We start from the raw sequence: 21,732 nt of genomic DNA, 5'->3' as shown, positions 1-21,732 counted from the left end.
TCAATCATGCCCCGATGCGCATCGCCCACCTTCTCTTCACCAAGCGCTTCGCTGGCAGCGAGCGCTACGCCATTGAGCTGGCCAACGCGCAGAGCGCGTCGCACGAGGTCTGCTTTCTGTTGGCACAGGCTGCGGCCGAGGACCGGCCGGACGCCTGGGCGCAGCGGCTGGATGCGCGCGTGCAGCAGCACCGGCTGGCCTGGCCGCAGCTGTTCACCGGCCACCGCGTGGCACGCTGGCTGCGGCACTGGCAGCCCGACGTCTGCCATGCCCACCTGAGCCATGCGTGCAAGGCGCTGGCGCGGGTGAGTGCGCCGCCGGTGCGCGTGGCGACGCTGCACATCGCCTACAAGCCGCATCAGCACCAGCACCTGGACGGGCTGATCGCGATCACGCCGCAGCAGCTGGGCCAGATCCCCAGCCGCTTTGGCGGCCGCGTTGCGCAGATCAACAACTGGAGCCAGCCCAGGCCGGCCGACCCCGGCGCCCGCGAGCGGCTGCGCGCGGCCTGGGGCGTGGGGCCGGACGACTGGCTGGTGGGCACGCTGGGCCGTGGCGAGCACAGCAAGGGCTGGGACCTGCTGGTGCAGGCCTTCGAGCGCGCGGCCTTGCCCGGCGCCCGCCTCGTGCTCGTGGGGCAGGGGCCGGACTGGCAGGCCGTGCGGGCGGCGGCGGGAGAGGACATCGTCATGCCGGGCTTCACGAACGAGCCGGCCAATTGCCTGGCCGCGTTCGACCTGTTCGTCAGCGCCGCGCGCAGCGAGCCGTTCGGGCTGGTCTTCCTGGAGGCCATGCATGCAGGCCTGCCCATCCTGGCCACGGCTACGGAGGGGGCGCAGCATCTGCAGGCCAGCTTCGAGCCTTTGCTGCCCTGCGGTGATGCGGTGGCGCTGGCGGCGGCGCTGGCCCGCCTGCATGCGCTGCGGCCGGCGCGCCGGGCGCACCCGGTTGAGCCCTATGCCCTGCCGGCGCGGGTGGCGGAGATCGAGGCCTTCTACCGCGCCTGCGGCGCGCGCTGAGCCCACCACTGCAGGGCGCGCAGCCAGCGGCCGCGGCGCACATAGGCCGCCAGCAGCTGGTCGCGACTCAAGGGGGAGCTGCGTTCGAAGCGCTGTGCATCGGTCGCCAGGCCGTCCAGTGCCGGCCCGCCCAGCTGCAGCCGGCGCCGCCTCGCGCGCAGCAGCGTGCGCGCGCAGAAGTGCGCAATCTCGAAGCGGGTGTCTTCATCCAGCGGCGGCAGTTGTGCGGCGAGGCCGTCGAGCGCGGCCGTCCAGTCGTCCAGCCGCTGCGTGCACAGGGCCGACATCAGGCTGCCGCCGCGCTGGCGGTAGGCCATCCAGACCTCGGGGATGTGGAGGTGGCGTGGCGTGTGCAGGGCCAGGCGCGGGTACAGCGCCAGGTCCTCATAGATGCGGCCGACGGGGAAGCGCAGCGATGCCGGCCAGCAGGCCCGGCGCACGACCTTGCTCCAGGGATGGAACTGCCCGTTGGCGAACAGGCCGCGCAGCCGCAGGTTCACGTCGTCCATGACGACGTGGCGCGGGCCGGCAAAGCTGCTGAGGTGGCGGTGGCGCGGCTTGACGGAGTCGGTGCACGGGCCATCGTCGAAAAGGCGGAAATCCAGCGTCAGCAGGTCGGGCTGGTGCTCGCCGAGCAGGGCTTTCAGCCGCGGGATGACGCCGGGTTCGACGAGGTCATCCGGGTCGATGAACCAGAGGTACTCGCCTCGGGCTTCGTCCAGAAGCCGGTTGCGCGCGGCACTGACGCCGCCGTTGGCCGGCAGGCGGATGACGCGGGCCTGTGGCAGCAACTGCCGCACGACGGCAGCGCAGTCGTCAGGCGAGGCGTCATCCACGCAGATGATCTCCACGCCCTCATCCAGTTGCGGCCGCAGCGACTCGATGCAGGCCGGCAGCCAGGCCTGCACGCGGTACAGCGGCAGCAGCAGGCTGAGCCAGCTCATGCGGTGCGCCGTCGCAGCAGGGCGTCCAGCGCGCTGCCGGGCAGCACGCGGCCGCGCAGCCAGTGCTTCTCGACGATGCGACGGTCGTTGCCGCGCAGCTTCAGCAGCGCTGGTAGCCGGCGCGGGCAAGGCGTCAGCGCAATGCGAACGTAGAGGTGCGTTTTGCGCCAGCCCACTTGGCTCAACCAGGCGAAGGGGCCGTCTTCGGCGCGCATCAGCACCAGGCGGTAGCCGTCGGCATGCTGATCCAGCAGGTCGGCGGTGACGACGTGCATCAGGAGGTAGCGCCGCGACTGCTCATCCAAGCCTTGCAGCACCCGGGTGGCCCGGCCCTGTGCTGCCAGACGGCCCAGCACGGCGTCCGCGCCCTCGTCCAGCGCCTTGTCGAAGGCGTGTGCCAGGGCCTGGGTGAACGGGCATCCAGGGGCGGCGGCCATCAGCCAGTTTTCGACGATGGGCTGGTCCGGGCGCGTGGTGTAGCGGTCGATGTAGAAGCCCACATAGCTCGCCGCGCGCCGTTCGCGCTGCTGATGCAACCAGTCCAGATTGCGGGCCAGCAGCATGGATGCATCCATCCACACGCCGCCGTGACGGGCCAGCAGTTGGATGCGCAGCCAATCGGCCTGGCGATAGGCGGGCAGGGTGTCGAAGTCGGCGCGCAGCGCGGGCAGCCAGTTCAGCGCGCTGTCGCGGTCGAGCAGGCGGATCTCGTGGTCCGGTGCGCAGCGTCGCCAGTTCTCCAGGCAGGCCTGGATGAAGTCCGGCGGCGGTGAGGCGTGCCAGTAGGTCCAGATGACCTTGGGAATGGGTGCGTCATGCCGGGCGTTGCCAACCGTCGTTTCGTGCGTGCGCTCGGGCACGCGGGCGCGCAGCACCGTCCACACCTCGCGCAGAAACAGCAGTGTGACGAGGACCAGCAGTCCCTTGAGGATCAGGACGACGACCGTCATGCGTCAGTCATTCGCGCCAATGGTCTGCAATCCAGCGCGCCGGCCGCGCATGGCGCCAATTGCCGTTGCTGCGGCCCGCCAGCGCATCGGGTGGGTTCATGACGCCGTGGAAGATGAGGATGCGGGCGCCTTGCGGGATGAACGGGTCGCGCCAGTAGCTGGTGGGCCAGGCCGGAATGCAGTGGTACTTGTAGCTGGCGCACCAACTCGCGTCCCAGTACTTCAGCTGGCCCTGGCGGTGCAACACGGCGGACAGAAAGGCCTGCTCGTTGCGGAACTCGGCCTTGGCCTTGGCCTGGTCGGCGACGAACTCGGTCAGCACGTCCTGGTGTGCGCCCAACTCCCAGCGGTAGACCGATGAGTTGCCGGTGATGCGCCAGGGGCGCTTCCAGTCGTGAATGACGAGGAACGCGCCTGGGACCTCGAAGAACGGCGTGATGTCATCGACGATGACGACGTCCAGGTCCAGGAACAGCGCCGTGCCGCGCAGACCGTAGTCGTTGACGAGCACCGGGCTGAAGGTGGTGAGCTTCTTCCAGCCGCGCTCCGGCTCGCCATTGGGAAGCGTGAGCTCGGGGATGGGGAAGCAGGTCACCTCGGCGCGGATGCCCTCGGTGCGATCGGTCAGGCAGACGAAGTGGAAATCGTCACGCAGGTGACGGCGCACCATTGCATAGAGGCGGTTGACGTATTCGGGGCCGTACTTGGTGCCCCATTTCATGCAGACGATATGGCGCATCGGATTACAGCTCTTCCACGTGCCGGGGAGGGTAGGTGTCCCAGTTCAGGCAACCAGGGCATTGCCAGAAGTAATGGGCGGCCTCGAAGCCGCAGGCGGCGCAGCGGTAGCGCAGCAAGGGCTTGGCAGCCTTCTCCAGCGTCTGTACCAGTGGGCCTGCTTCGTCGGCGGGCAGCGCGGCGGCGTTGAGCTTGAGCAGGTCTGTCGCAGCGGACAGCGCCGGCTGCTCGCGCAGGTGGGCCGCCAGGCGCTCGCGTTGTGGGCCGGGTTCCAGCGTGGCCAGCGCGCGCAGCAGGTGCATGCTGGGTGCGCGCTGATATTGCTCGGTCAGCAGCGCGACAGCGCGCTCGGGCTGCCCCAGCGCCTTGGCGGCAGCTGCGCAGTCGGCCGCGACGAGGTTGAAGGCCGGCGGGTTCGCTGCGAGCAGCGTCGTGAAGGCTGCCATCGCGGTCTCGGGCTGGCCGGCCTTCAGGGCCATCTGGCCCTGCAGTACATAGGCACGTGCGGCCTCGGGCGCGCGGCGCTGCGCCTGATCGAGCAGCTCGGGCGCGAGGTCGGCATGGCCTTGCGCTTGGGCAACGAGGGCCTGCTCGCACAGGTAGTGCGCAATGCGGCCCGAGAACGAGCCGGTGCCGGCAGCTTCCAGCTCGGCGGCCACCTCGGCCGCCTTGGCCCAGTCGCGCGAGCGCTCGTACAGCGACAGCAGCGCCAGCCGCGCCTCGCGCTCGAACGCCGTGCCACGCAGCGCGGCATAGGCGGCCTCGGCGCGGTCGAACAGGCCGGCCTTGAAGAAATCCTGCGCCAGCTCGTGCTGGGCGCGGTCGCGGTCGGCCTTGGCGATGTCGCCGCGCCGGATCAGGTGCTCATGCACGCGCACGGCGCGCTCGGTCTCGCCACGACGGCGGAACAGGCTGCCGAGCGCGAAGTGCAGCTCGGACGTGTCCGGGTCGTTTTGGACGGCCTCGATGAAGGCGTCGATGGCCTTGTCCTGCTGCTCATTGAGCAGCAGGTTCAGCCCCTTGAAGTAGGCCTTGGGCGATTCGCGCTGCTCGAGCTTCCACTGCTTGGAGTCCAGTTTGGAGGCCAGCCAGCCAAGGACGAAGACGACGGGCAGGACGAACAGCAGCCAGCGTGGATCAAACTCCATCTTGGTGGGCGGCGTAAGGAACAGCAGGCGCCTCGGGCGCGGGAGTGGCAGCGGGCTCGGCGCGCTGGGCCGCACGGCGGTGGCGCCACCAGGCCGGCACCATGGCCAGCACGCCAAACGCCGCGCCGGCCGCGAAGGCGACGAGCACGATGATCACCTGGGGAGCGCGCCATTCATGGCCGAAGAACCAGCGCACGACAGCGTCGTGGCCGTTGTTCAGCGCGAACGCGAACAGCGTGAAGAAGACGAGGGCTCGCAGGAGCCAGACGAGGGTGCGCATGGCCCCGGATTCTGGCTCAGGCGTCCGTGACGGGGAGGTGCTTGTCGACCGCTTCGCGCAGCGCCTTGCCGGGCTTGAAGTGCGGCGCCAGCTTCTCGGGGATCATGACCTGCTCGCCGCTGCGCGGGTTGCGGCCCACGCGGGGCGGGCGACGGCTGATGGAGAAGCTGCCGAAGCCCCGGATCTCGATGCGGTGCCCCCGGGCCAGCGCGTCGCTCATGGCGTCCAGGATGGTCTTGACCGCGAACTCGGTGTCCCGCTGGGTCAGTTGGCCAAATCGTTCGGCGAGCACGGCGACGAGGTCAGAGCGGGTCATGGCAGGGATTTGCAGGGATCAGAATTGAAACAGGCTCGCTGGCGAGGCCGGCGAGCCTGTGGGGAGCATACCCGGCCTGCATGCAGGCCGGGCGGTCGACCGAGAGCTTAGTTGCCCTGGTTGTCCAGCTTGGCGCGCAGCAGGGCGCCCAGGCTGGTCGTGCCGGCGTTCTCGCGCTCGTTCGTGGAGGCCAGGCGCTGCATGGCTTCCTGCTGGTCGGCGTTGTCCTTGGCCTTGATCGACAGCTGGATGTTGCGGGTCTTGCGATCCACGTTGACGATCACGGCGGTGACTTCGTCGCCTTCCTTCAGCACGTTGCGGGCGTCTTCCACGCGGTCGCGGGAGATTTCCGAAGCGCGCAGGTAGGCCATCACGCCGTCAGCCAGTTCGACTTCAGCACCGCGCGGGTCCACGGTCTTGACCTTGCCGGTCACCGAAGCGCCACGGTCGTTGATCGTGGTGAAGGCGGTGAAGGGGTCGCTGTCCAGCTGCTTGATGCCCAGCGAGATGCGCTCGCGCTCGACGTCCACGGCCAGCACGACGGCTTCGACTTCCTGGCCCTTCTTGAAGTTGCGCACGGCGGTTTCGCCGGCTTCGTCCCAAGACAGGTCGGACAGGTGCACCAGACCGTCGATGCCCTGGGCCAGGCCCACGAACACGCCGAAGTCGGTGATGGACTTGACCGGGCCCTTGACCTTGTCGCCGCGCTTGACGTTCTCGGCGAACTCTTCCCACGGGTTGGCCTTGCACTGCTTCATGCCCAGGCTGATGCGGCGCTTGTCTTCGTCGATTTCCAGAACCATGACTTCGACTTCGTCGCCCAGCGTGACCAGCTTGCTGGGGGCGATGTTCTTGTTGGTCCAGTCCATTTCGGAGACGTGCACCAGGCCTTCGATGCCCGGCTCGATCTCGACGAACGCACCGTAGTCGGCGATGTTCGTGACCTTGCCGAACAGGCGGGTGCTGGTCGGGTAGCGGCGGGCCACGCCGAACCACGGGTCGTCGCCCAGCTGCTTGATGCCCAGCGAGACGCGGTTCTTCTCGGCGTCGAACTTCAGGACCTTGGCCGTCAGTTCCTGGCCAACCGTCACCACTTCGCTCGGGTGACGGACACGGCGCCAGGCCATGTCGGTGATGTGCAGCAGGCCGTCGATGCCGCCCAGGTCGACGAACGCACCGTATTCGGTGATGTTCTTGACCACGCCATTGACGATGGCGCCTTCGGACAGCGTCTCGAGCAGCTTGGCGCGCTCTTCACCCATCGAAGCCTCGACCACGGCGCGACGCGACAGCACAACGTTGTTGCGCTTGCGGTCGAGCTTGATGACCTTGAATTCCATGGTCTTGCCCTCGAACGGGCTCATGTCCTTCACCGGGCGGGTGTCCAGCAGCGAGCCGGGCAGGAAGGCGCGGATGCCGTTGACCAGGACGGTCAGGCCGCCCTTGACCTTGCCGGAGACGGTGCCGGTCACGAAGTCGCCCGACTCCAGGGCCGTTTCCAGGCTCAGCCACGAGGCCAGGCGCTTGGCCTTGTCGCGCGACAGGATGGTGTCGCCGTAGCCGTTTTCGATGGCGTCGATGGCGACGGAGACGAAGTCGCCGACCTGGACTTCCAGTTCGCCCTGGTCGTTCTTGAACTCGTCGATGGGCACATACGCTTCGGACTTGAGGCCGGCGTTGACGACGACGAAGTTGTGTTCGACACGAACGACTTCGGCCGAGATCACTTCACCGGCGCGCATGTCGGAGCGCTGCAGCGACTCCTCGAACATCGCGGCAAAGGATTCCATGCCGAAAGAGGCGGTTTGGGTTTGGGACATGTTGGTTGATCCTGATGCGCCGTGGAACGGCGCGCGTTGCAGGCAAGCCTGCGGGGTTAGGTTGTTGACATCACCGGCCACGAGTTCCTTGCGTTGCTCATAACAAGCGGGCGGGCGCCCGATGCTGGCCGGCGGGCCGCGGCCCTTCTGCGGTTCAGTTCAGAAGGGCCTGCGCTGCTGCCACCAAGCCAGCATCTGGTCCACCGAGGCTTCGATGGTCAGCGCCGAGTTGTCCAGCAGTTGCGCGTCCTGCGCGGGCTCCAGCGGCGAGGTCGACCGGTTTTTGTCCCGTTCGTCCCGCGCCTCCAAATCCGCGCGCAAGCCCTCGATATTAGCCGAAATTCCCTTGGAAATCAATTGCTTATACCGGCGCTCGGCGCGCGTGGCGGCGCTGGCGGTCAGGAAGACCTTGAGCGCAGCGTCCGGGAAGATGGCGGTGCCCATGTCGCGGCCGTCGGCGACGAGGCCAGGCAGGCGGCGGAAGTCCAGCTGCAGCTGGTGCAGCGCACGTCTCACCTGCGGGTGCACGGCCACCTGCGACGCCAGCAGGCCGGTGGCCTCGGCGCGCAGCCGGGCGCTGACGTCTTCCTGGCCCAGGAAAACTTGGCCGTCGGCGAAGCGCAGCTGCAGCGTCGGCACGATGGCGGCGACCGCGTCACCGTCGTCCAGGTCCAGCCCCGCACGGCGCGCGGCGAGGCCGGTCACGCGATACAGCGCGCCGGAATCCAGCACGTTGAAGCCCAGCAGCTTGGCCGTTTCGTCAGCCAGCGTGCCCTTGCCGGAGGCGGTGGGGCCGTCGATGGTGATGACGGGCACGTCAGCAACATCGACGCTGACGACACCGAACAGCGTCTCGAAGTAGTCCGGGAAGGTCTTGGCGACGCAATGCGGCTCCAGGATGCGGACGGGCTTGGCGGCAGTCGTGACCAGGCCGTTGAACGCGGCCAGCGAGAAGCACATCGCGACACGGTGGTCGTCGTAGGTGTGAATGACTGCGGCCTGCCAGCGTTGCAGCGGCTGCACGCGGATCCAGTCCGGGCCTTCGTCCACCGTCGCGCCCAGCTTGCGCAGCTCCGTCGCCATCGCGGCGATGCGGTCGGTTTCCTTCACGCGCCAGCTGGCGATGTTGGTCAGCGTCGTCGGGCCGTCGGCGTACAGCGCCATGACGGTCAGCGTCATCGCCGCGTCGGGGATGTGGTTGCAGTCCAGCGTCAGGCCCTTGAGCGGCCAGGCGCCGCGCTTGACCTCCAGCCAGTTCGGGCCGGCCTTGACCTCGGCGCCCATCGCGGCAGCGGCCTCGATGAAGCGCACGTCGCCCTGCAGCGATTCGCTGCCGACGCCCTCGATGCGGATGGGCACGTCGGTGGCGGCAATGGCGCCCAGGCCGACGAAGTAAGACGCCGAGGACGCATCGCCTTCGACGAACACCTCGCCTGGCGACACGTAGCGGCTGCCGGCCGGGATGACGAACGCGGCCCAGCCTTCGCGCCGCACTTGAATGCCGAAGCGCGCCAGCAGTGCCAGCGTGATCTCGATGTAGGGCTTGGAGATCAGCTCGCCGATGACCTCGATGCGGATGTCGCGTTCGGCCACCAGCGGCAGCGCCAGCAGCAGCGCCGTCAGGAACTGGCTGGACACGTCGCCACGCACGCGCACCGGCGTGTCCAGCGCCAGCGTGGACGGGCCGCGCAGCCGCAGCGGTGGGTAGCCGGCGTTGCCGAGATCGTCGATCTCGCAGCCCAGGCCGCGCAGCGCGTCGACGAGGTCGCCGATGGGGCGTTCGTGCATGCGCGGCACGCCCGACACCTCAAAACTGCCGCCTTGCGTGGCGGCCAGCAGCGACAGCGCCGCCGTCAGCGGGCGCATGGCCGTGCCGGCGTTGCCGAGGAAAAGCTTGGCCTCCTTGGCGCGCAGCTGACCCCCCAGGCCGTCGATGACGACATCGCCGCCCTCGCGCCAGACGGCGCAGCCCAGCGTGCGCAGAGACTCCAGCATGACGGCGGTGTCGTCAGACGCGAGCAGGTCGCGCACGACGGTCCTGCCCTCACTGAGCGCAGCCAGCAGCAGCACGCGGTTGGAAATGCTCTTGGAGCCGGGCAGGCGCACCGTGCCCGCGGCACCGCGCAGCGGCGGCAGGTCGAGGAAGGGGATCTTGAACATCACTTAGCCGTCGTGCGGCCGGGAGGGACAGCGGGAGAGGACAGGTTCCAGGCCGCACGGCCTTCCGCGATCGGGCGCAGCGCGGCCTCAAGCGCGGCGGCGTCGCCGGCTTCGATGAGGGCCTCGAGCTGGTCCAGCATCGTGCGGAAGCGCTTGGACTGCGCCAGCACCTCGTGCTTGTTGGCCAGCAGGATGTCGCGCCAGACGCCAGGCTCGCCGGCGGCGATGCGTGTGAAGTCGCGGAAGCCTGGGCCGGCGAGGCTCAGGTAGTCGCGCGCGGCGGGCTGCTCGGCGATGGCCTGGAAGTAGGCGAAGGCCAGCAGGTGGGGCAGGTGGCTGACGGCGGCGAATGCGGCGTCATGGTTGTGTGGCCGCATCTTCAGCACCGTGCATCCGAGCGCCGACCACACGTCGGTGGCCTTTTGCACCAACTGCGGATTGGTGAAGGGCTGCGGCGTCAGGATGACCTGGCGACCTTCGTACAGCGTGCCTTCGGCGTGCTGAACGCCGCCCGACTCCTTGCCGGCGATGGGGTGGCAGGGCACGAAGCTGGTGGCACGTTCGCCCAGCGCGCGCCGCGCGGCTTCGATGACGTCGCATTTCGTCGAGCCGACGTCCATGAACAGCACGCCCGGGTTCACGAGGTGACGGATGGCCTTCAGCGTGGCCTCGGTGGCGGACACCGGCACCGCGATCAGCACGATGTCCGACCCCGACACGGCCAGCAGGGCCGACTCGGCGGCCACGTCGATGACGCCCATTCGCTTGGCCTGCTCGGTGGTGGATGGCGATTTGCTGTAGCCGATGACGCGCTTGACGAGGCCAGCCTTCTTCATCGCCAGCGCAAAGCTGCCGCCCATCAGGCCGCATCCGATCACGCCGAGCTGATTGAACATGGTCAGTTCTTCACCGGGTAGGCGCCCAACATCTTGAAGAAGGCGCAGTTCTCGCGCAGTTCCGCCAGCGCGGCCGCGACGTTGGGCTGGCTGGGGTGGCCGTCCAGGTCGATGTAGAAGTAGTAGTCCCACTGGCCCGTGCGGGCCGGGCGCGACTCCAGGCGGGTCATGGACACGCCGTGCGTCTTCAGCGGCACCAGCAGGTCATGCATCGCGCCCGGTCGGTTGGGCACGGAGACCACCAGGCTGGTGCAGTCGCGGCCGGTGGCCGGTGGCGTCGCCATGGTCTGCGGCAGGCAGATGACGGCGAACCGCGTGCGGTTGTAGGCCTCGTCCTGGATGGCGTGGGCTGTGATGTGCAGGCCGAACAGCGTGGATGCACGCTCGCTGCCCAGCGCGGCCCAAGCCGGATTGGTGGCGGCCAGCCGCGAGCCCTCGGCATTGCTGGACACCGCACGGCGCTCGACGTCGGGCAGGTGCTTGTTCAGCCAGTTCTGGCATTGGGCCAGCGCCTGCGGGTGCGCCAGCACGGCCTCGATGCCGTGCATGGACGGCTCCTTGCGCATCAGGTTGTGGCGGATCAGCAGGCTGACCTCGCCGACGACGTGGCAGGGCGTGTGCAGGAAGAGGTCCAGCGAGCGCGTGACGACGCCCTCGGTCATGTTCTCGACGCCGACGACGCCGAACTGTGCGCTGCCCGACGCCGTCGCGTGGAAGACCTCGTCGAAGTTGGCGCAGTAGGTCATGTCGGCGGCGCCGCCGAAATATTCGATGGCGGCCTGCTCGCAGAAGGTGCCGACGGGGCCCAGCACGGCGACCCGTTGTGGCGACTCCAGCGCCAGGCAGGCGGACATGATCTCGCGCCAGATGGCCGACACGTGCTCCGCCTTGAGCGGGCCGGGGTTGGCGGCGCGAATCTTGTCGATGACCTGTGCGACGCGGTCGGGGCGGAAGAACGGCGTGCCTTCGGCGCGCTTGATCTCGCCCACCTGCTCGGCGACGCGGGCGCGCTGATTCAGCAGCGCGAGTAGTTGCTTGTCGAGACCGTCGATCTGGTCGCGCAGCGCCAGCAGGGCCTGGGAGGCAACGGGTTCAACCATGGCGGGCCTCGAAGTCCTTCATGAAGCCGACCAGCGCCTGCACGCCTTCCAGCGGCATCGCGTTGTAGAGCGAGGCACGCATGCCGCCCACCGACTTGTGGCCCTTGAGTTGCAGCAGGCCGGCCGCCTTGGCTTCGGCAAGGAAGGCCTCGTTGAGCTTGTCGTCCTTCAGAAAGAAGGGCACGTTCATGCGCGAACGGCAGCTGGCGTCGACACGGTTTTCATAGAAGCCGGACGCATCCAGCGCGCCGTAGAGCAGAGCGGCCTTGTCGATGTTGCGCTGCTCGATGGCGGCCAGGCCCTGCTTGCCGCCGTACTCCAGCCCCTTGATCCACTGGAACACCAAGCCGGCGACGTAGATCGCGAAGGTCGGTGGCGTGTTGAACATGGACTGGTTGGCCGCGACGGTTTCGTAATTGAAGGCCGATGGGCAGATATCCAGCGCGCGGCCCAGCAGGTCATCGCGCACGAACACCAGCGTCAAGCCGGCCGGCCCGATGTTCTTCTGCGCACCGCCGAACGCCAGGCCGACGCGGCGCCAGTCGATGGGGCGCGACAGCACATGCGACGACACGTCCGCCACCAGCGGCACGCCGTTCGGCAGCTCCGGCATTGCGTGGAACTCGACGCCGTCAATCGTCTCGTTGGTGCAGACGTGCACGTAGGCTGCGTCGTCACGCAGCGCCCAGTCGGTCGGGATCTTGTGGCCGCTGCCGATGTCGGCGGCGATCTGTACGTCCGCATAGCGGCGCGCTTCGGCCGCGCTCTTGCGCGACCACGACCCGGTGACGACGACATCCACCTTGCCGCCGCGGCTGAGGTTCAGCGGCACGATGGCGTTCTCGCCGAGGCCGCCGCCCTGCATGAACAGCACACGGAAGTTGGCTGGCACCGCGAGCAGTTCGCGCAGATCGCGCTCGGCGGCTTCGAGGATGCTGCCGAACTCCTTGCCGCGGTGGCTCATCTCCATGACGCTCATGCCGCTGCCGTGCCAATCCAGCATCTCGGCGGCCACCCGGTGCAGCACCGGTTCAGGCAGCACCGCAGGGCCGGCGGAGAAATTGAACGGTCGCGCTGAGGTCATTGATGAGCAGGTTTACGGCTTCTTCGGTGCGGATGCAGGCGGCTTGGCGGGCGCGGCCGGCGGCTGCAAGCCCAGTTGCTTGGCGAGGTTGCCCTGCAGCGTCTTGAGGCGGCCCTCCAGTGTCGGCCCGGCTTCGGTCATGACCTTTTGCGCAATGGCTTTTTGAAGCTCCATGCTGGCCATGCCGAACTTCTGGCTGACCGGTGATTCTGCCCAGGCCAGGATCTGCTTCAGTTCGTCCTCGTTGAAGCGTTCGTCCAGCAGCGCCGAAGCCGTGTTGGGCACGGCCTTGACGATCTTGTCCTTCAGGTAGGGCACGTTCTCTTCGACGAACTTCTTCAGCTCGGCATCCATGGCCTTGGCCGTGGCTTCGCGCTTCTCAGCCGGCACCTGCTGCAGCGCGGCGCGGCCGGCCTGCATCAGTTGCGGCAGCGGCCCCTGCACGAGGTTGGCGGCCAAGCCGTCTGCCAGCCCCTGCTGCTGCAGTGCGACGATCTTGTCGATGAGCGCCTTCTTGGACGCGGAAGGTTGAGCCAGCGCGGAGCCGGCGGCCAGGGCGAGTGCCAGGGCCAGGCCCAGCTTGCGAGAAGTCATGTCAGTCAGTCCTTGGGGGTGTCCGGGGCTTCGGTCGTATCGGCGCCTTCGCTGCCTTCAGCGGCGGCGTCGGCTTCATTGGCGTCGTTCTCGACGATGCGCTGCAGGCCCGACAGCTTGGCGCCGTCGTCCAGTGCAATCAGCGTCACGCCTTGCGTGGCGCGGCCCAGTTCGCGGATCTCGGCGACGCGGGTGCGCACCAGCACGCCCTTGTCGGTGATCAGCATGATTTCGTCTTCCGGACGCACCAGCGTCGCGGCCACCACCCGGCCGTTGCGCTCGCTTTGCTGGATGGCGATCATGCCCTTGGTGCCGCGGCCGTGGCGGGTGTACTCGACGATGCTCGTGCGCTTGCCGTAGCCGTTTTCGGTGGCGGTCAGCACGCTTTGCGATTCGTCCTCGGCCACCAGCATGGCGATCAGGCGCTGGTCGGGTTCGAGCATCATGCCGCGCACGCCGCGGGCGGTGCGGCCCATCGGGCGCACATCGTCTTCGTCGAAGCGCACCGCCTTGCCACCGTCGCTGAACAGCATCACGTCGTGGTGGCCATCGGTCAGTGCCGCGCCGATCAGGTGGTCGCCCTCGTCCAGGTCGACGGCGATGATGCCGGCCTTGCGCGGATTGCTGAAGTCCTTCAGCGAGGTCTTCTTGACCGTGCCCATGGCGGTGGCCATGAAGATGAAGTGATCTTCAGGGAAGCTGCGGAACTCGCCCGTCAGCGGCAGCACGACGGTGATCTTCTCGCCCTGCTGCAGCGGGAACATGTTGACGATGGGCTTGCCACGAGAGTTGCGCGAGCCCTGCGGCACTTCCCACACCTTGAGCCAGTAGACGCGGCCGCGGTCGGAGAAGCACAGGATCCAGTCGTGCGTGTTGGCGATGAAGAGCTGGTCGATCCAGTCGTCATCCTTCGTCGCCGTGGCCTGCTTGCCGCGCCCGCCGCGGCGTTGTGAGCGGTATTCGCTCAGGGCTTGGCTCTTGATGTAGCCGGTATGCGAAAGTGTCACGACCATGTCCGTGGGCGTGATCAGGTCCTCGGTGCCGAGCTCCTGCGCGTTGTGCTCGATGACCGAGCGGCGAGCGCCCAGCTTGGTCTGGCCGAATTCGGTCTTCAGCTGGGTCAGCTCGTCGCCGATGATGGTCGTCACGCGCGAGGGCGTGGCCAGGATGTCGAGCAGGTCGGCGATCTCGGCCATCACGTCCTTGTACTCGCCGACGATCTTGTCCTGCTCCAGGCCCGTCAGGCGTTGCAGGCGCATCTGCAGGATTTCGCCGGCCTGCGCTTCGGACAGGCGGTACAAGCCGTCCGCCTGCATGCCGAACTCAGGTTCCAGGCCTTCCGGGCGGTAGGCGGCGCTGCCGCCTTCGGCGCGCGACAGCATTTCGCGCACCAGCGACGAGTCCCAGCTCTTGCTCATCAGGGCCGCCTTGGCAACCGGCGGCGTCGGCGAGGTCTTGATGGTCTCGATGAACTCGTCGATGTTGGCCAGCGCGACGGCCAGGCCCTCCAGCACGTGGCCCCGTTCGCGTGCCTTGCGCAGTTCGAAGATCGTGCGACGGGTCACCACCTCCCGGCGGTGCTCCAGGAACACGACGATCATGTCCCGCAGATTGCAAAGTTTGGGCTGGCCGTCCACGAGGGCGACCATGTTCATGCCGAAGCTGTCCTGCAGCTGCGTCTGCTTGTAGAGGTTGTTCAGCACCACCTCGGGCACTTCACCGCGCTTGAGCTCGATGACGACGCGCATGCCTGACTTGTCGGACTCGTCCTGGATGTGGCTGATGCCCTCGATCTTCTTCTCGTGCACCAGCTCGGCGATGCGCTCCAGCAGGCTCTTTTTGTTGACCTGGTAGGGGATCTCATCAACGATGATCGCCTGCCGGTTGCCCTTGTCGATGTCCTCGAAGTGCACCTTGGCGCGCATTACCACGCGGCCGCGGCCCGTGCGGTAGCCGTCGCGCACGCCAGCCAGGCCGTAGATGATGCCGGCGGTGGGGAAGTCGGGCGCCGGAATGATCTCCATCAGTTCATCCACCGTGCAGTCCGGCTTGCGCAGTGCAAACAGGCAGGCGTCGACGACCTCGTTCAGGTTGTGCGGCGGAATATTTGTCGCCATACCCACGGCAATACCGGCGGAGCCGTTCACCAGCAGATTTGGCAAACGCGTCGGCAGGACGAGTGGTTCCTTATGGCTGCCGTCGTAATTGGGTCCGAAATCGACAGTTTCCTTGTCGATGTCGGCCAGCATTTCGTGGGCGATTTTGTCGAGGCGGATTTCGGTGTATCGCATCGCCGCGGCGTTATCGCCGTCGATGGAACCGAAGTTGCCCTGACCGTCGATCAGCATGTGCCGCAGGCTGAACGGCTGCGCCATGCGGACGATGGTGTCGTAAATCGCCGAGTCGCCGTGCGGGTGATATTTACCCATGGTCTCACCGACCGCCTGTGCCGACTTGCGGTACTTGGCGTTGTAGGTGTTGCCCATCTCGTTCATCGCGTACAGCACGCGACGGTGCACCGGCTTCAGGCCGTCTCGTGCATCCGGCAGAGCCCGCCCCACAATCACGCTCATCGCGTAATCGAGGTAGGAGCGACGCATCTCCTCCTCAAGGCTGATCGGCAGGGTTTCCTTGGCGAACTGGGTCATGCGCGGCGTGGCGCGCGCCCAGGTGGGCGCGGCGTCATGGAAGGTAGGTGAAAGCTGGGGATTCTAATGGCGCGCCACCCTGTAGCAGCAGCGCAACATCGTCACCGTGCCCATGAACGTAGGCCGCCACAATGCATCGGTCTCGGTGCCCACATGGCACAATCGTCGAGTCCCTAGGAGAAACCCTAGAGTTTTTCCTGAGGTTAGAGGTTCGAGTACTGACTCTCGCAGGGCAACTGCGGCATTCCTTGAGAGGAGAATCATGAAGAAATTGAATCGCGTGGCGTCGCTGTTTGCGGTGGCTGCGGTCGCTGTTGCTGCATCGGGCGCATCGGCACAGACCATCGACAACTGGCGCGCGACCGACGGCACCGTTTGGAAGAACGGCACCAACGAATACTGCTGGCGCGACGGCTTCTGGACGCCCGCTACGGCCGCCAAGGGCTGCGACGGCGAAATCAAGCCTGCGGTCAAGCCGCCCGCACCGCCCGCACCGCCCGCGCAGCCGCCGGTTGCCCCGCCCGCTCCTCCGAAGCCGGTGCCCCCGCCGCCCCCGGCGCCCGTGAGCGAGAAGGTGACGTTCGCCGCTGACGCGTTCTTCGATTTCGACAAGGCAACGCTCAAGGCCGACGCAACCGCCAAGCTGGATGATCTGGTCAGTAAGACCAAGGGCATCAACCTGGAAGTCATCATCGCCGTGGGTCACACCGACTCCGTCGGCAGCGATGAATACAACCAGAAGCTGTCCATCCGTCGCTCGGAAGCCGTCAAGGCCTACCTGGTGAGCAAGGGTGTTGAGCCGAACCGCGTTTACACCGAAGGCAAGGGCGAGAAGCAGCCCGTGGCGGACAACAAGAGCGCCGACGGCCGCGCCAAGAACCGCCGCACCGAGATCGAAGTCGTCGGTACGCGCAACAAGTAAGCTCAGCGCCTTCGGGCGCTTTGCACAAAGCCCCGCACGGCCCGCCCGTCGGGGCTTTTTCATTTCCAGATCCTGTCATGACGATCAACGCCGACCCTCAAGAGCTCGCCAAGTTCGGCGAGTTGGCCCATCACTGGTGGGACCCCGAGAGCGACTTCAAGCCGCTGCATCAGATCAACCCGCTGCGCTTGGGCTGGATCCAGGCGCTGTGCCCGCTCGCCGGCAAGCGTGTCGTGGACGTGGGTTGCGGCGGTGGCATCCTCAGCGATTCCATGGCGCGGGCGGGCGCCCAGGTGCTGGGCATCGACCTGTCGACCAAGCCGCTGCGTGTGGCCGAGTTGCACGCGATGGAAGCTGGCACCGAGGGGGTGGAGTACCGCGAGATCGCCGTCGAGGCGCTGGCGGCCGAGCAGCCCGGAGGCTTTGATGTCGTGACTTGCATGGAGATGCTGGAGCATGTTCCCGATCCGGCCTCGGTGGTGCGCGCCTGTGCCGCACTGGTGAAGCCGGGCGGCTGGGTGTTTCTATCCACGCTGAACCGCAACGCCAAGGCGTTTCTTCTGGCCATCGTCGGCGCGGAGTACGTATTGAACATGCTGCCCCGGGGCACGCATGAGTACGCCCGCTTCCTGAAGCCGTCGGAGCTGGCGCAGTTCTGCCGTGATGCCGGCCTGGAACTGCAAGCCGCCCGTGGGCTGACGTACAACCCTTTGACGCAGCGTTATGCGCTGGGTGCAGACGCCGGCGTCAACTACTTGGTGGCCTGCCGGCGCCCGGTGTGATGTCGCTTGCGCCGTGCTGGGCGCATGTGCGATGCGTGTTGTTCGACCTGGACGGCACGCTAGTCGACAGTGCGCCAGATCTCGGGCGTGCCGCCAATGCCATGCGTCAGGCGCGCGGTCTTCCACCCCTGCCATTGGCGCAGTTCCGACCTCACGGCGGTTCTGGCGCGCGCGGCATGTTGCGTGAGGCCTTTGACATCGCGCCCGGTCATCCCGCGTACGAGGACTTCAAGCGTGAGTTCCTCGATTGCTACGAGGGCTTGATGTATGACACCACGCAGGCGTTCCCGGGCGTTGCTGCGGTGCTGCATGGACTTGGTGTCGCGGGCTTGGCGTGGGGCATCGTGACGAACAAGGCCGAGCGCTTTGCGCTGCCGCTGACGACCGCGCTGCAATTGGGCGCGACGGTCGTTGTCGGTGGCGACACCACCCCGCATACCAAGCCGCATCCTGCGCCACTGCTGGAGGCCGCGCGGCGCCTGGGTGTGGCGGTGACAGACTGCCTTTACGTCGGTGACGACGAACGTGACGTGATGGCGGGCCGCGCTGCGGGCATGGCTACGGCGGTGGCCGCGTGGGGCTATCTGGGGCCGCAGGCTCGCTACAGCGATTGGGGCGCCGACGCGGCATTGAATTCGCCAGGCGACCTCTTGAAGCTGCTCGGTCTGGCCTAAACTACTCAGTCCTGGGGCCGACCTGGTTTCGACGTGGGTGCGGATCCGGAGTAGGGCATGCCGAGCACCAGTCCGCTCGTAAAACCACTGGAAACAAAGTAACTGCAAACGACTCTACGTTCGCACTCGCCGCTTAATTGCGGTTGAGCTTCTCAACGGCAGGCCGATGGGCCGGGCTGCGTTCCGCAAGGGGCAAGGCTGAGAAGTCACTCACATCGGCTGGCGTCTGACCGGGTCACTCGGTCAGGCGTGAGATTCAGTGACTGGCGGGAAAGCTAGCGTGCCACTGCGCGAGTTGACCGTGAGATTCAAACCAGCCGGCTAAGCATGTAGATCTGCCCGGTGATGGCTTGCGGACGGGGGTTCAATTCCCCCCGGCTCCACCATCCAAAAGCAAAGGCCCGTGTCGGTGACACGGGCCTTTTTCATCTCGGTGAGCTTGGGCCGCTTGAGCCGTTGACGCTGGGCTCAGTTGAATCCGTGCCCACGGATCAGTCCGACGGCCAGGCCTTCGATGCTGAAGTGCTCGTCCTCGTTGACGACAATTGGCTGGAAATCAGCGTTCTCGGGCAGGAGTTCGATGCCCGCAGGCCCACGCTTGAAGCGTTTCACGGTCACTTCTTCGCCGACGCGTGCGACGACGATCTGGCCATTGCGGGCCTCCTTGGCCGATTGCACCGCCAGCAGATCGCCATCGAGGATGCCGATGTCGCGCATGCTCATGCCCTTGACCTTGAGCAGGTAGTCCGGTTGCTTGGCGAACAGGCTGGGTTCGACGGTGTAGGTCTGCTCGACGTGTTCTTGCGCCAGGATGGGGGCGCCGGCGGCGACGCGGCCGATCAGTGGCAGCGTGAGTTGCGCCAGACTGGGAATGGGCAGGCTGAATTGGCGGGCTCGGTTGAGGGCACTGAGCGTGTCGGACTTGAGCCGGATGCCGCGCGAGGTGCCGCCCACCAACTCCAGCATGCCTTTGCGGGCCAGCGCCTGAAGGTGTTCCTCGGCCGCATTGGCCGATTTGAAGCCCAGCTCGGCAGCGATTTCGGCGCGCGTGGGCGGCGCACCGGTGCTTTCGATCGCGTTGCGGACCAGGTCGAAGATCTGCTGTTGGCGGGCGGTAAGCTTGGGTTGGTCTTGCACGGGCGGCCTTTTTGTTGAGCTGGTTGTGTATCCAGTATCTGTATTTTTATCCAGGAATTGAAAATTGCAAACCCTTGAGCCCTTGATCGTCATTCTCGGCACCGGCGGCACGATCGCCGGCACCGCGCAGAGCGCCGCGGATGGCGTGGGCTACACGGCGGCGCAGCTGCGCGTGGAGGACTTGCTCGCCGCCGTGCCGACGCTGGCCGGGCGGCGGCTGGAAGCCCATCAGGTGGCCCAGGTTGACAGCAAGGACATGGACATCGCCACTTGGCAGGCGCTGGCCGCGGCAGTGCGGGCGCAGCTGGACCGGCCTGAGGTGGGTGGCGTCGTCGTCACGCACGGCACGGACACGCTGGAGGAGACCGCCTACCTGCTCCACCGCGTGTTGGCCCCCGCCAAGCCGGTGGTGCTGACGGCGGCCATGCGTCCGGCGACGGCGCTGGTGCCGGACGGTCCGCAGAACCTGGTGGATGCGGTGCAGGTGGCGGCGACGCCGGGCGCATCGGGCGTCGTCGTCGCGTTCGCTGGGCGCGTGCACGACGCGGTGCAGGTGCGCAAAGCACACAGCTATCGCGTCGATGCCTTCGAGTCGACTGACGGCGCGCTGATAGCGCGGGTGGAGGAGGGCGCGGTGCGCTTGCTGGGCCGCTGGCCGGCAGGCGAGGCGCTGGGCCTGGCCCGCATCGCCGCGCCGGCAGCGGACTGGCCGCGGGTGGATATCGTGCTGAACCATGCCGGCGCTGATGGCCGCATCGTGCAGGCGCTGCTGGCGGCGGGCGTGGATGGCATCGTGGCTGCCGGAACGGGCAACGGCACCTTGGCCAGGCCGCTGGAGGCGGCGCTGCGAGAGGCGCAGGCCGCCGGTGTGTGCGTGCTTCGCAGCACGCGCTGCGATGCCGGGCCAGTGATGGAGCTGCCCGGCCTGTTGCCGTCGGCGGGGGCATTGAGCCCGGTCAAGGCCAGGATCGAGCTGATGCTGGCTTTGCTGGCCAACTGAATGGGGTGCGCCCGCCGATTCGGTCGGCTCGGGCGCACCGTCGCATCAGACGATGGTCAGCGTGACATCCACGTTGCCGCGGGTGGCATTGGAGTAGGGGCAGACCTCGTGCGCCGTCGCCACGAGGGCTTCCAGCTGGGCGCGGTCCATGCCGGGCACGGAGATCTTCATGTCGACCTGGATGCCGAAGGCACCGGGCTTGTTGGCGTGCGGGCCGATGGCGACGTCGCTGGTGATGCTGACCTCGGCCGGCAGTGCGATCTTCTGGCGGGCCGACACGGCCTTCATCGCGCCGATGAAGCAGGCCGAATAGCCGGCCGCGAACAACTGCTCCGGGTTGGTGCCGGGGCCGCCTGCGCCGCCCAACTGGGCTGGGGTGGACAGCGCCACATCCAGGGCGCCGTCGGATGACTTGGCAGTGCCGGCGCGGCCGCCGGTGGCAGTGGCAGTGGCGGTGTAGAGGGCTTTCTCGATGGCCATGTGGGCTCCTTGGGTCGGGGTGGAAGGGAAGCGGAAACGTTGAGAAGTCGTTGAGGCACTCAGCGCGAGCCGCTGGCCGCCGTCAACTGCTCGCGCAGCGCGTGCAAGCGCGTGGTCAGTGAGGCGAGCTCGCTGAGCTCGCAGGCGCTGGCGCAGGCAAGCTTGCCGGGGATGTCCAGCGCCTGCTTGCGAAGTTTTCGGCCGGCCGGCGTCAACAGGATGTCGACGCGGCGCTCATCGTCCTGCGCGCGGCGCCGTTCGATGTGGCCCAGCAGCTCCAGTCGCTTGAGCAACGGGGTGAGGGTGCCGGAGTCCAGCGACAGCCGCTGGCCGAGCTGCCCGACGGCCAGGCCGTCGGTCTCCCACAGCACCAGCATCACGAGGTACTGCGGGTAGGTCAGGCCCAGTGGTGCCAGCAGCGGCTTGTAGAGCTTGGTCATGGCCAGTGAGCTGCTGTAGAGCGCGAAGCACAGCTGGCGATCCAGTTGCAACCATTGCGCCCGCGGGTCAGCGCCAGGGGCGGCGTCGGCTGCGGTGGTCGGCTTGCGGCGTGGCATGGCTAGGAATGTAGGTGGCAATTAAATTGCACACAATCAAAATGGTCTTTCTGGTGACAGCCGGTGCGCCGGCGGTCTGCGACCATGCGCGTCAATTCAACTTCAAGAGGAGAGGGACATGCAGACCCTGGCTTTGGTGCTTGCAACGCTGCTCGCGCTGCTGCACGTGTACATCCTGGTGCTGGAGATGTTCTTCTGGACCAAGCCGCTGGGCCGCAAGGCCTTCGGGCTGAAGGCGGACTTCGCCGAGCAGAGCAAGGCGCTGGCGGCCAACCAGGGGCTGTACAACGGATTCTTGGCCGCGGGCCTGGCCTGGGGCGTGATGCAGGGCGCGGTCACGGGCCGGCCCTGGATGATCTTCTTCGCGGGCTGCGTGGTGGTGGCTGGCGTGTTTGGCGCAGCCACCGCGTCGCGCAAGATCCTGTTCGTGCAGGCGCTGCCCGGCGCGCTGACGCTGGCGGCCGCGCTGGCCGCCTGAGCAGC

General features: G+C 67.2%; 22 protein-coding genes and 1 other RNA gene. 7 read left to right on the top strand and 16 right to left on the bottom strand.

Translation table 11 applies throughout. The features are described from left to right. The first annotated feature begins 14 nt into the window (after positions 1-14). Positions 15-1,019: a glycosyltransferase gene (locus NYO99_RS05350; protein ID WP_268166051.1), complete on the top strand. Its 1,005-nt coding sequence runs from the start codon at positions 15-17 to the stop codon at positions 1,017-1,019. On the opposite strand, the gene NYO99_RS05345 is transcribed toward NYO99_RS05350, so the two are convergent. The 13 genes from NYO99_RS05345 to gyrA form a co-directional block, all read right to left on the bottom strand. Beyond that, positions 995-1,963 (bottom strand): glycosyltransferase family 2 protein, encoded by a 969-nt coding sequence (locus tag NYO99_RS05345; RefSeq protein ID WP_268166050.1) that lies wholly within the window; start codon positions 1,961-1,963, stop codon positions 995-997. The two genes, NYO99_RS05350 and NYO99_RS05345, sit on opposite strands and share 25 nt — an antisense overlap. Further along, the gene (locus NYO99_RS05340) at positions 1,960-2,913 is read right to left on the bottom strand and encodes a glycosyltransferase family 32 protein (protein WP_268166049.1); all 954 of its coding nucleotides are present in this window, start codon (positions 2,911-2,913) and stop codon (positions 1,960-1,962) included. The genes NYO99_RS05345 and NYO99_RS05340 overlap by 4 nt, the downstream gene beginning before the upstream one ends. Positions 2,914-2,920: 7 nt before the next feature. Continuing rightward, the gene (locus tag NYO99_RS05335; protein WP_268166048.1) at positions 2,921-3,634 is read right to left on the bottom strand and encodes a glycosyltransferase; all 714 of its coding nucleotides are present in this window, start codon (positions 3,632-3,634) and stop codon (positions 2,921-2,923) included. Positions 3,635-3,656: 22 nt separating this feature from the next. Continuing rightward, positions 3,657-4,799, bottom strand: a complete 1,143-nt coding sequence (lapB, locus tag NYO99_RS05330; protein ID WP_268166047.1) for a lipopolysaccharide assembly protein LapB — start codon at positions 4,797-4,799, stop codon at positions 3,657-3,659. Further along, positions 4,789-5,079: a lipopolysaccharide assembly protein LapA domain-containing protein gene (locus NYO99_RS05325; RefSeq protein ID WP_268166046.1), complete on the bottom strand. Its 291-nt coding sequence runs from the start codon at positions 5,077-5,079 to the stop codon at positions 4,789-4,791. Before NYO99_RS05325 ends, lapB begins: the two co-directional genes overlap by 11 nt. Positions 5,080-5,095: 16 nt before the next feature. Next, the gene (locus tag NYO99_RS05320) at positions 5,096-5,395 is read right to left on the bottom strand and encodes an integration host factor subunit beta (protein WP_056202110.1); all 300 of its coding nucleotides are present in this window, start codon (positions 5,393-5,395) and stop codon (positions 5,096-5,098) included. A gap of 107 nt (positions 5,396-5,502) precedes the next feature. After that, positions 5,503-7,215, bottom strand: coding sequence for a 30S ribosomal protein S1 (rpsA, locus tag NYO99_RS05315; protein WP_268166045.1), 1,713 nt, complete (start codon positions 7,213-7,215; stop codon positions 5,503-5,505). Between the two features lie 159 nt (positions 7,216-7,374). After that, positions 7,375-9,375 carry a bifunctional 3-phosphoshikimate 1-carboxyvinyltransferase/cytidylate kinase gene (locus tag NYO99_RS05310; protein ID WP_268166044.1) on the bottom strand — a complete coding sequence of 667 codons (2,001 nt, stop codon included), beginning with the start codon at positions 9,373-9,375 and terminating at the stop codon, positions 7,375-7,377. Further along, positions 9,375-10,271 (bottom strand): prephenate dehydrogenase, encoded by an 897-nt coding sequence (locus tag NYO99_RS05305; RefSeq protein ID WP_268166043.1) that lies wholly within the window; start codon positions 10,269-10,271, stop codon positions 9,375-9,377. Before NYO99_RS05305 ends, NYO99_RS05310 begins: the two co-directional genes overlap by 1 nt. A gap of 2 nt (positions 10,272-10,273) precedes the next feature. Beyond that, on the bottom strand, positions 10,274-11,371 hold the full coding sequence (pheA, locus tag NYO99_RS05300) for a prephenate dehydratase (RefSeq protein ID WP_268166042.1): 1,098 nt from the start codon (positions 11,369-11,371) through the stop codon (positions 10,274-10,276). Next, positions 11,364-12,455 carry a 3-phosphoserine/phosphohydroxythreonine transaminase gene (gene serC, locus NYO99_RS05295; RefSeq protein ID WP_268166041.1) on the bottom strand — a complete coding sequence of 364 codons (1,092 nt, stop codon included), beginning with the start codon at positions 12,453-12,455 and terminating at the stop codon, positions 11,364-11,366. The genes pheA and serC overlap by 8 nt, the downstream gene beginning before the upstream one ends. A 12-nt stretch (positions 12,456-12,467) precedes the next feature. Next, positions 12,468-13,049, bottom strand: coding sequence for a DUF2059 domain-containing protein (locus NYO99_RS05290; RefSeq protein WP_268166040.1), 582 nt, complete (start codon positions 13,047-13,049; stop codon positions 12,468-12,470). A 5-nt stretch (positions 13,050-13,054) separates the two neighbouring features. Then, positions 13,055-15,697 (bottom strand): DNA gyrase subunit A, encoded by a 2,643-nt coding sequence (gyrA, locus tag NYO99_RS05285; RefSeq protein WP_268166039.1) that lies wholly within the window; start codon positions 15,695-15,697, stop codon positions 13,055-13,057. 262 nt (positions 15,698-15,959) lie between these two features. Between gyrA and ompA the strand changes: the two genes are divergently transcribed. The 4 genes from ompA (at position 15,960) to ssrA (ending at position 18,461) form a co-directional block, all read left to right on the top strand. Further along, positions 15,960-16,619: an outer membrane protein OmpA gene (gene ompA / locus NYO99_RS05280; protein ID WP_268166038.1), complete on the top strand. Its 660-nt coding sequence runs from the start codon at positions 15,960-15,962 to the stop codon at positions 16,617-16,619. Positions 16,620-16,696: 77 nt separating this feature from the next. After that, positions 16,697-17,401 (top strand): bifunctional 2-polyprenyl-6-hydroxyphenol methylase/3-demethylubiquinol 3-O-methyltransferase UbiG, encoded by a 705-nt coding sequence (gene ubiG, locus NYO99_RS05275; protein ID WP_268166037.1) that lies wholly within the window; start codon positions 16,697-16,699, stop codon positions 17,399-17,401. Between the two features lie 35 nt (positions 17,402-17,436). Then, positions 17,437-18,075, top strand: coding sequence for a phosphoglycolate phosphatase (gene gph, locus NYO99_RS05270; RefSeq protein WP_268166036.1), 639 nt, complete (start codon positions 17,437-17,439; stop codon positions 18,073-18,075). A 13-nt stretch (positions 18,076-18,088) separates the two neighbouring features. Then, positions 18,089-18,461: a transfer-messenger RNA gene (gene ssrA, locus NYO99_RS05265) on the top strand. An 82-nt stretch (positions 18,462-18,543) separates the two neighbouring features. On the opposite strand, the gene lexA is transcribed toward ssrA, so the two are convergent. Continuing rightward, positions 18,544-19,212 carry a transcriptional repressor LexA gene (lexA, locus tag NYO99_RS05260; protein ID WP_268166468.1) on the bottom strand — a complete coding sequence of 223 codons (669 nt, stop codon included), beginning with the start codon at positions 19,210-19,212 and terminating at the stop codon, positions 18,544-18,546. Between the two features lie 82 nt (positions 19,213-19,294). Here lexA and NYO99_RS05255 point away from each other — a divergent pair, with 82 nt between their 5' ends. After that, complete coding sequence (locus tag NYO99_RS05255; RefSeq protein WP_268166035.1) at positions 19,295-20,212, top strand: asparaginase; 918 nt, start codon at positions 19,295-19,297, stop codon at positions 20,210-20,212. 45 nt (positions 20,213-20,257) lie between these two features. Here the strand turns inward: NYO99_RS05255 and NYO99_RS05250 are convergent, their stop codons facing one another. Together NYO99_RS05250 and NYO99_RS05245 are read right to left on the bottom strand one after the other, a co-directional pair. Continuing rightward, positions 20,258-20,692 carry an organic hydroperoxide resistance protein gene (locus NYO99_RS05250; protein ID WP_268166034.1) on the bottom strand — a complete coding sequence of 145 codons (435 nt, stop codon included), beginning with the start codon at positions 20,690-20,692 and terminating at the stop codon, positions 20,258-20,260. 59 nt (positions 20,693-20,751) lie between these two features. Then, positions 20,752-21,249 (bottom strand): MarR family winged helix-turn-helix transcriptional regulator, encoded by a 498-nt coding sequence (locus tag NYO99_RS05245; RefSeq protein WP_268166033.1) that lies wholly within the window; start codon positions 21,247-21,249, stop codon positions 20,752-20,754. A 118-nt stretch (positions 21,250-21,367) separates the two neighbouring features. Here NYO99_RS05245 and NYO99_RS05240 point away from each other — a divergent pair, with 118 nt between their 5' ends. Then, positions 21,368-21,727 carry a DUF1304 domain-containing protein gene (locus tag NYO99_RS05240; protein WP_268166032.1) on the top strand — a complete coding sequence of 120 codons (360 nt, stop codon included), beginning with the start codon at positions 21,368-21,370 and terminating at the stop codon, positions 21,725-21,727. Positions 21,728-21,732: the final 5 nt, after the last annotated feature.

The sequence above is a fragment of the Roseateles hydrophilus genome, from assembly GCF_026712245.1.
Classification (GTDB): Bacteria; Pseudomonadota; Gammaproteobacteria; order Burkholderiales; family Burkholderiaceae_C; genus Pelomonas; species Pelomonas hydrophilus.
This window is presented reverse-complemented; position numbering and strand designations above follow the sequence as displayed.

Bases quoted from the DNA above. Each gene is read 5' to 3' on its own strand.
- NYO99_RS05245 (WP_268166033.1), bottom strand. From the start codon at position 21,249: ATGCCACGCCGCAAGCCGACCACCGCAGCCGACGCCGCCCCTGGCGCT.
- NYO99_RS05340 (WP_268166049.1), bottom strand. From the start codon at position 2,913: ATGACGGTCGTCGTCCTGATCCTCAAGGGACTGCTGGTCCTCGTCACA.
- NYO99_RS05325 (WP_268166046.1), bottom strand. From the start codon at position 5,079: ATGCGCACCCTCGTCTGGCTCCTGCGAGCCCTCGTCTTCTTCACGCTG.
- NYO99_RS05320 (WP_056202110.1), bottom strand. From the start codon at position 5,395: ATGACCCGCTCTGACCTCGTCGCCGTGCTCGCCGAACGATTTGGCCAA.
- gyrA (WP_268166039.1), bottom strand. From the start codon at position 15,697: ATGACCCAGTTCGCCAAGGAAACCCTGCCGATCAGCCTTGAGGAGGAG.
- pheA (WP_268166042.1), bottom strand. From the start codon at position 11,371: ATGGTTGAACCCGTTGCCTCCCAGGCCCTGCTGGCGCTGCGCGACCAG.
- NYO99_RS05240 (WP_268166032.1), top strand. From the start codon at position 21,368: ATGCAGACCCTGGCTTTGGTGCTTGCAACGCTGCTCGCGCTGCTGCAC.
- serC (WP_268166041.1), bottom strand. From the start codon at position 12,455: ATGACCTCAGCGCGACCGTTCAATTTCTCCGCCGGCCCTGCGGTGCTG.
- NYO99_RS05350 (WP_268166051.1), top strand. From the start codon at position 15: ATGCGCATCGCCCACCTTCTCTTCACCAAGCGCTTCGCTGGCAGCGAG.
- ubiG (WP_268166037.1), top strand. From the start codon at position 16,697: ATGACGATCAACGCCGACCCTCAAGAGCTCGCCAAGTTCGGCGAGTTG.
- NYO99_RS05335 (WP_268166048.1), bottom strand. From the start codon at position 3,634: ATGAAATGGGGCACCAAGTACGGCCCCGAATACGTCAACCGCCTCTAT.
- lapB (WP_268166047.1), bottom strand. From the start codon at position 4,799: ATGGAGTTTGATCCACGCTGGCTGCTGTTCGTCCTGCCCGTCGTCTTC.
- rpsA (WP_268166045.1), bottom strand. From the start codon at position 7,215: ATGTCCCAAACCCAAACCGCCTCTTTCGGCATGGAATCCTTTGCCGCG.
- ompA (WP_268166038.1), top strand. From the start codon at position 15,960: ATGAAGAAATTGAATCGCGTGGCGTCGCTGTTTGCGGTGGCTGCGGTC.
- NYO99_RS05305 (WP_268166043.1), bottom strand. From the start codon at position 10,271: ATGTTCAATCAGCTCGGCGTGATCGGATGCGGCCTGATGGGCGGCAGC.
- NYO99_RS05250 (WP_268166034.1), bottom strand. From the start codon at position 20,692: ATGGCCATCGAGAAAGCCCTCTACACCGCCACTGCCACTGCCACCGGC.
- NYO99_RS05345 (WP_268166050.1), bottom strand. From the start codon at position 1,963: ATGAGCTGGCTCAGCCTGCTGCTGCCGCTGTACCGCGTGCAGGCCTGG.
- NYO99_RS05310 (WP_268166044.1), bottom strand. From the start codon at position 9,375: ATGTTCAAGATCCCCTTCCTCGACCTGCCGCCGCTGCGCGGTGCCGCG.
- NYO99_RS05290 (WP_268166040.1), bottom strand. From the start codon at position 13,049: ATGACTTCTCGCAAGCTGGGCCTGGCCCTGGCACTCGCCCTGGCCGCC.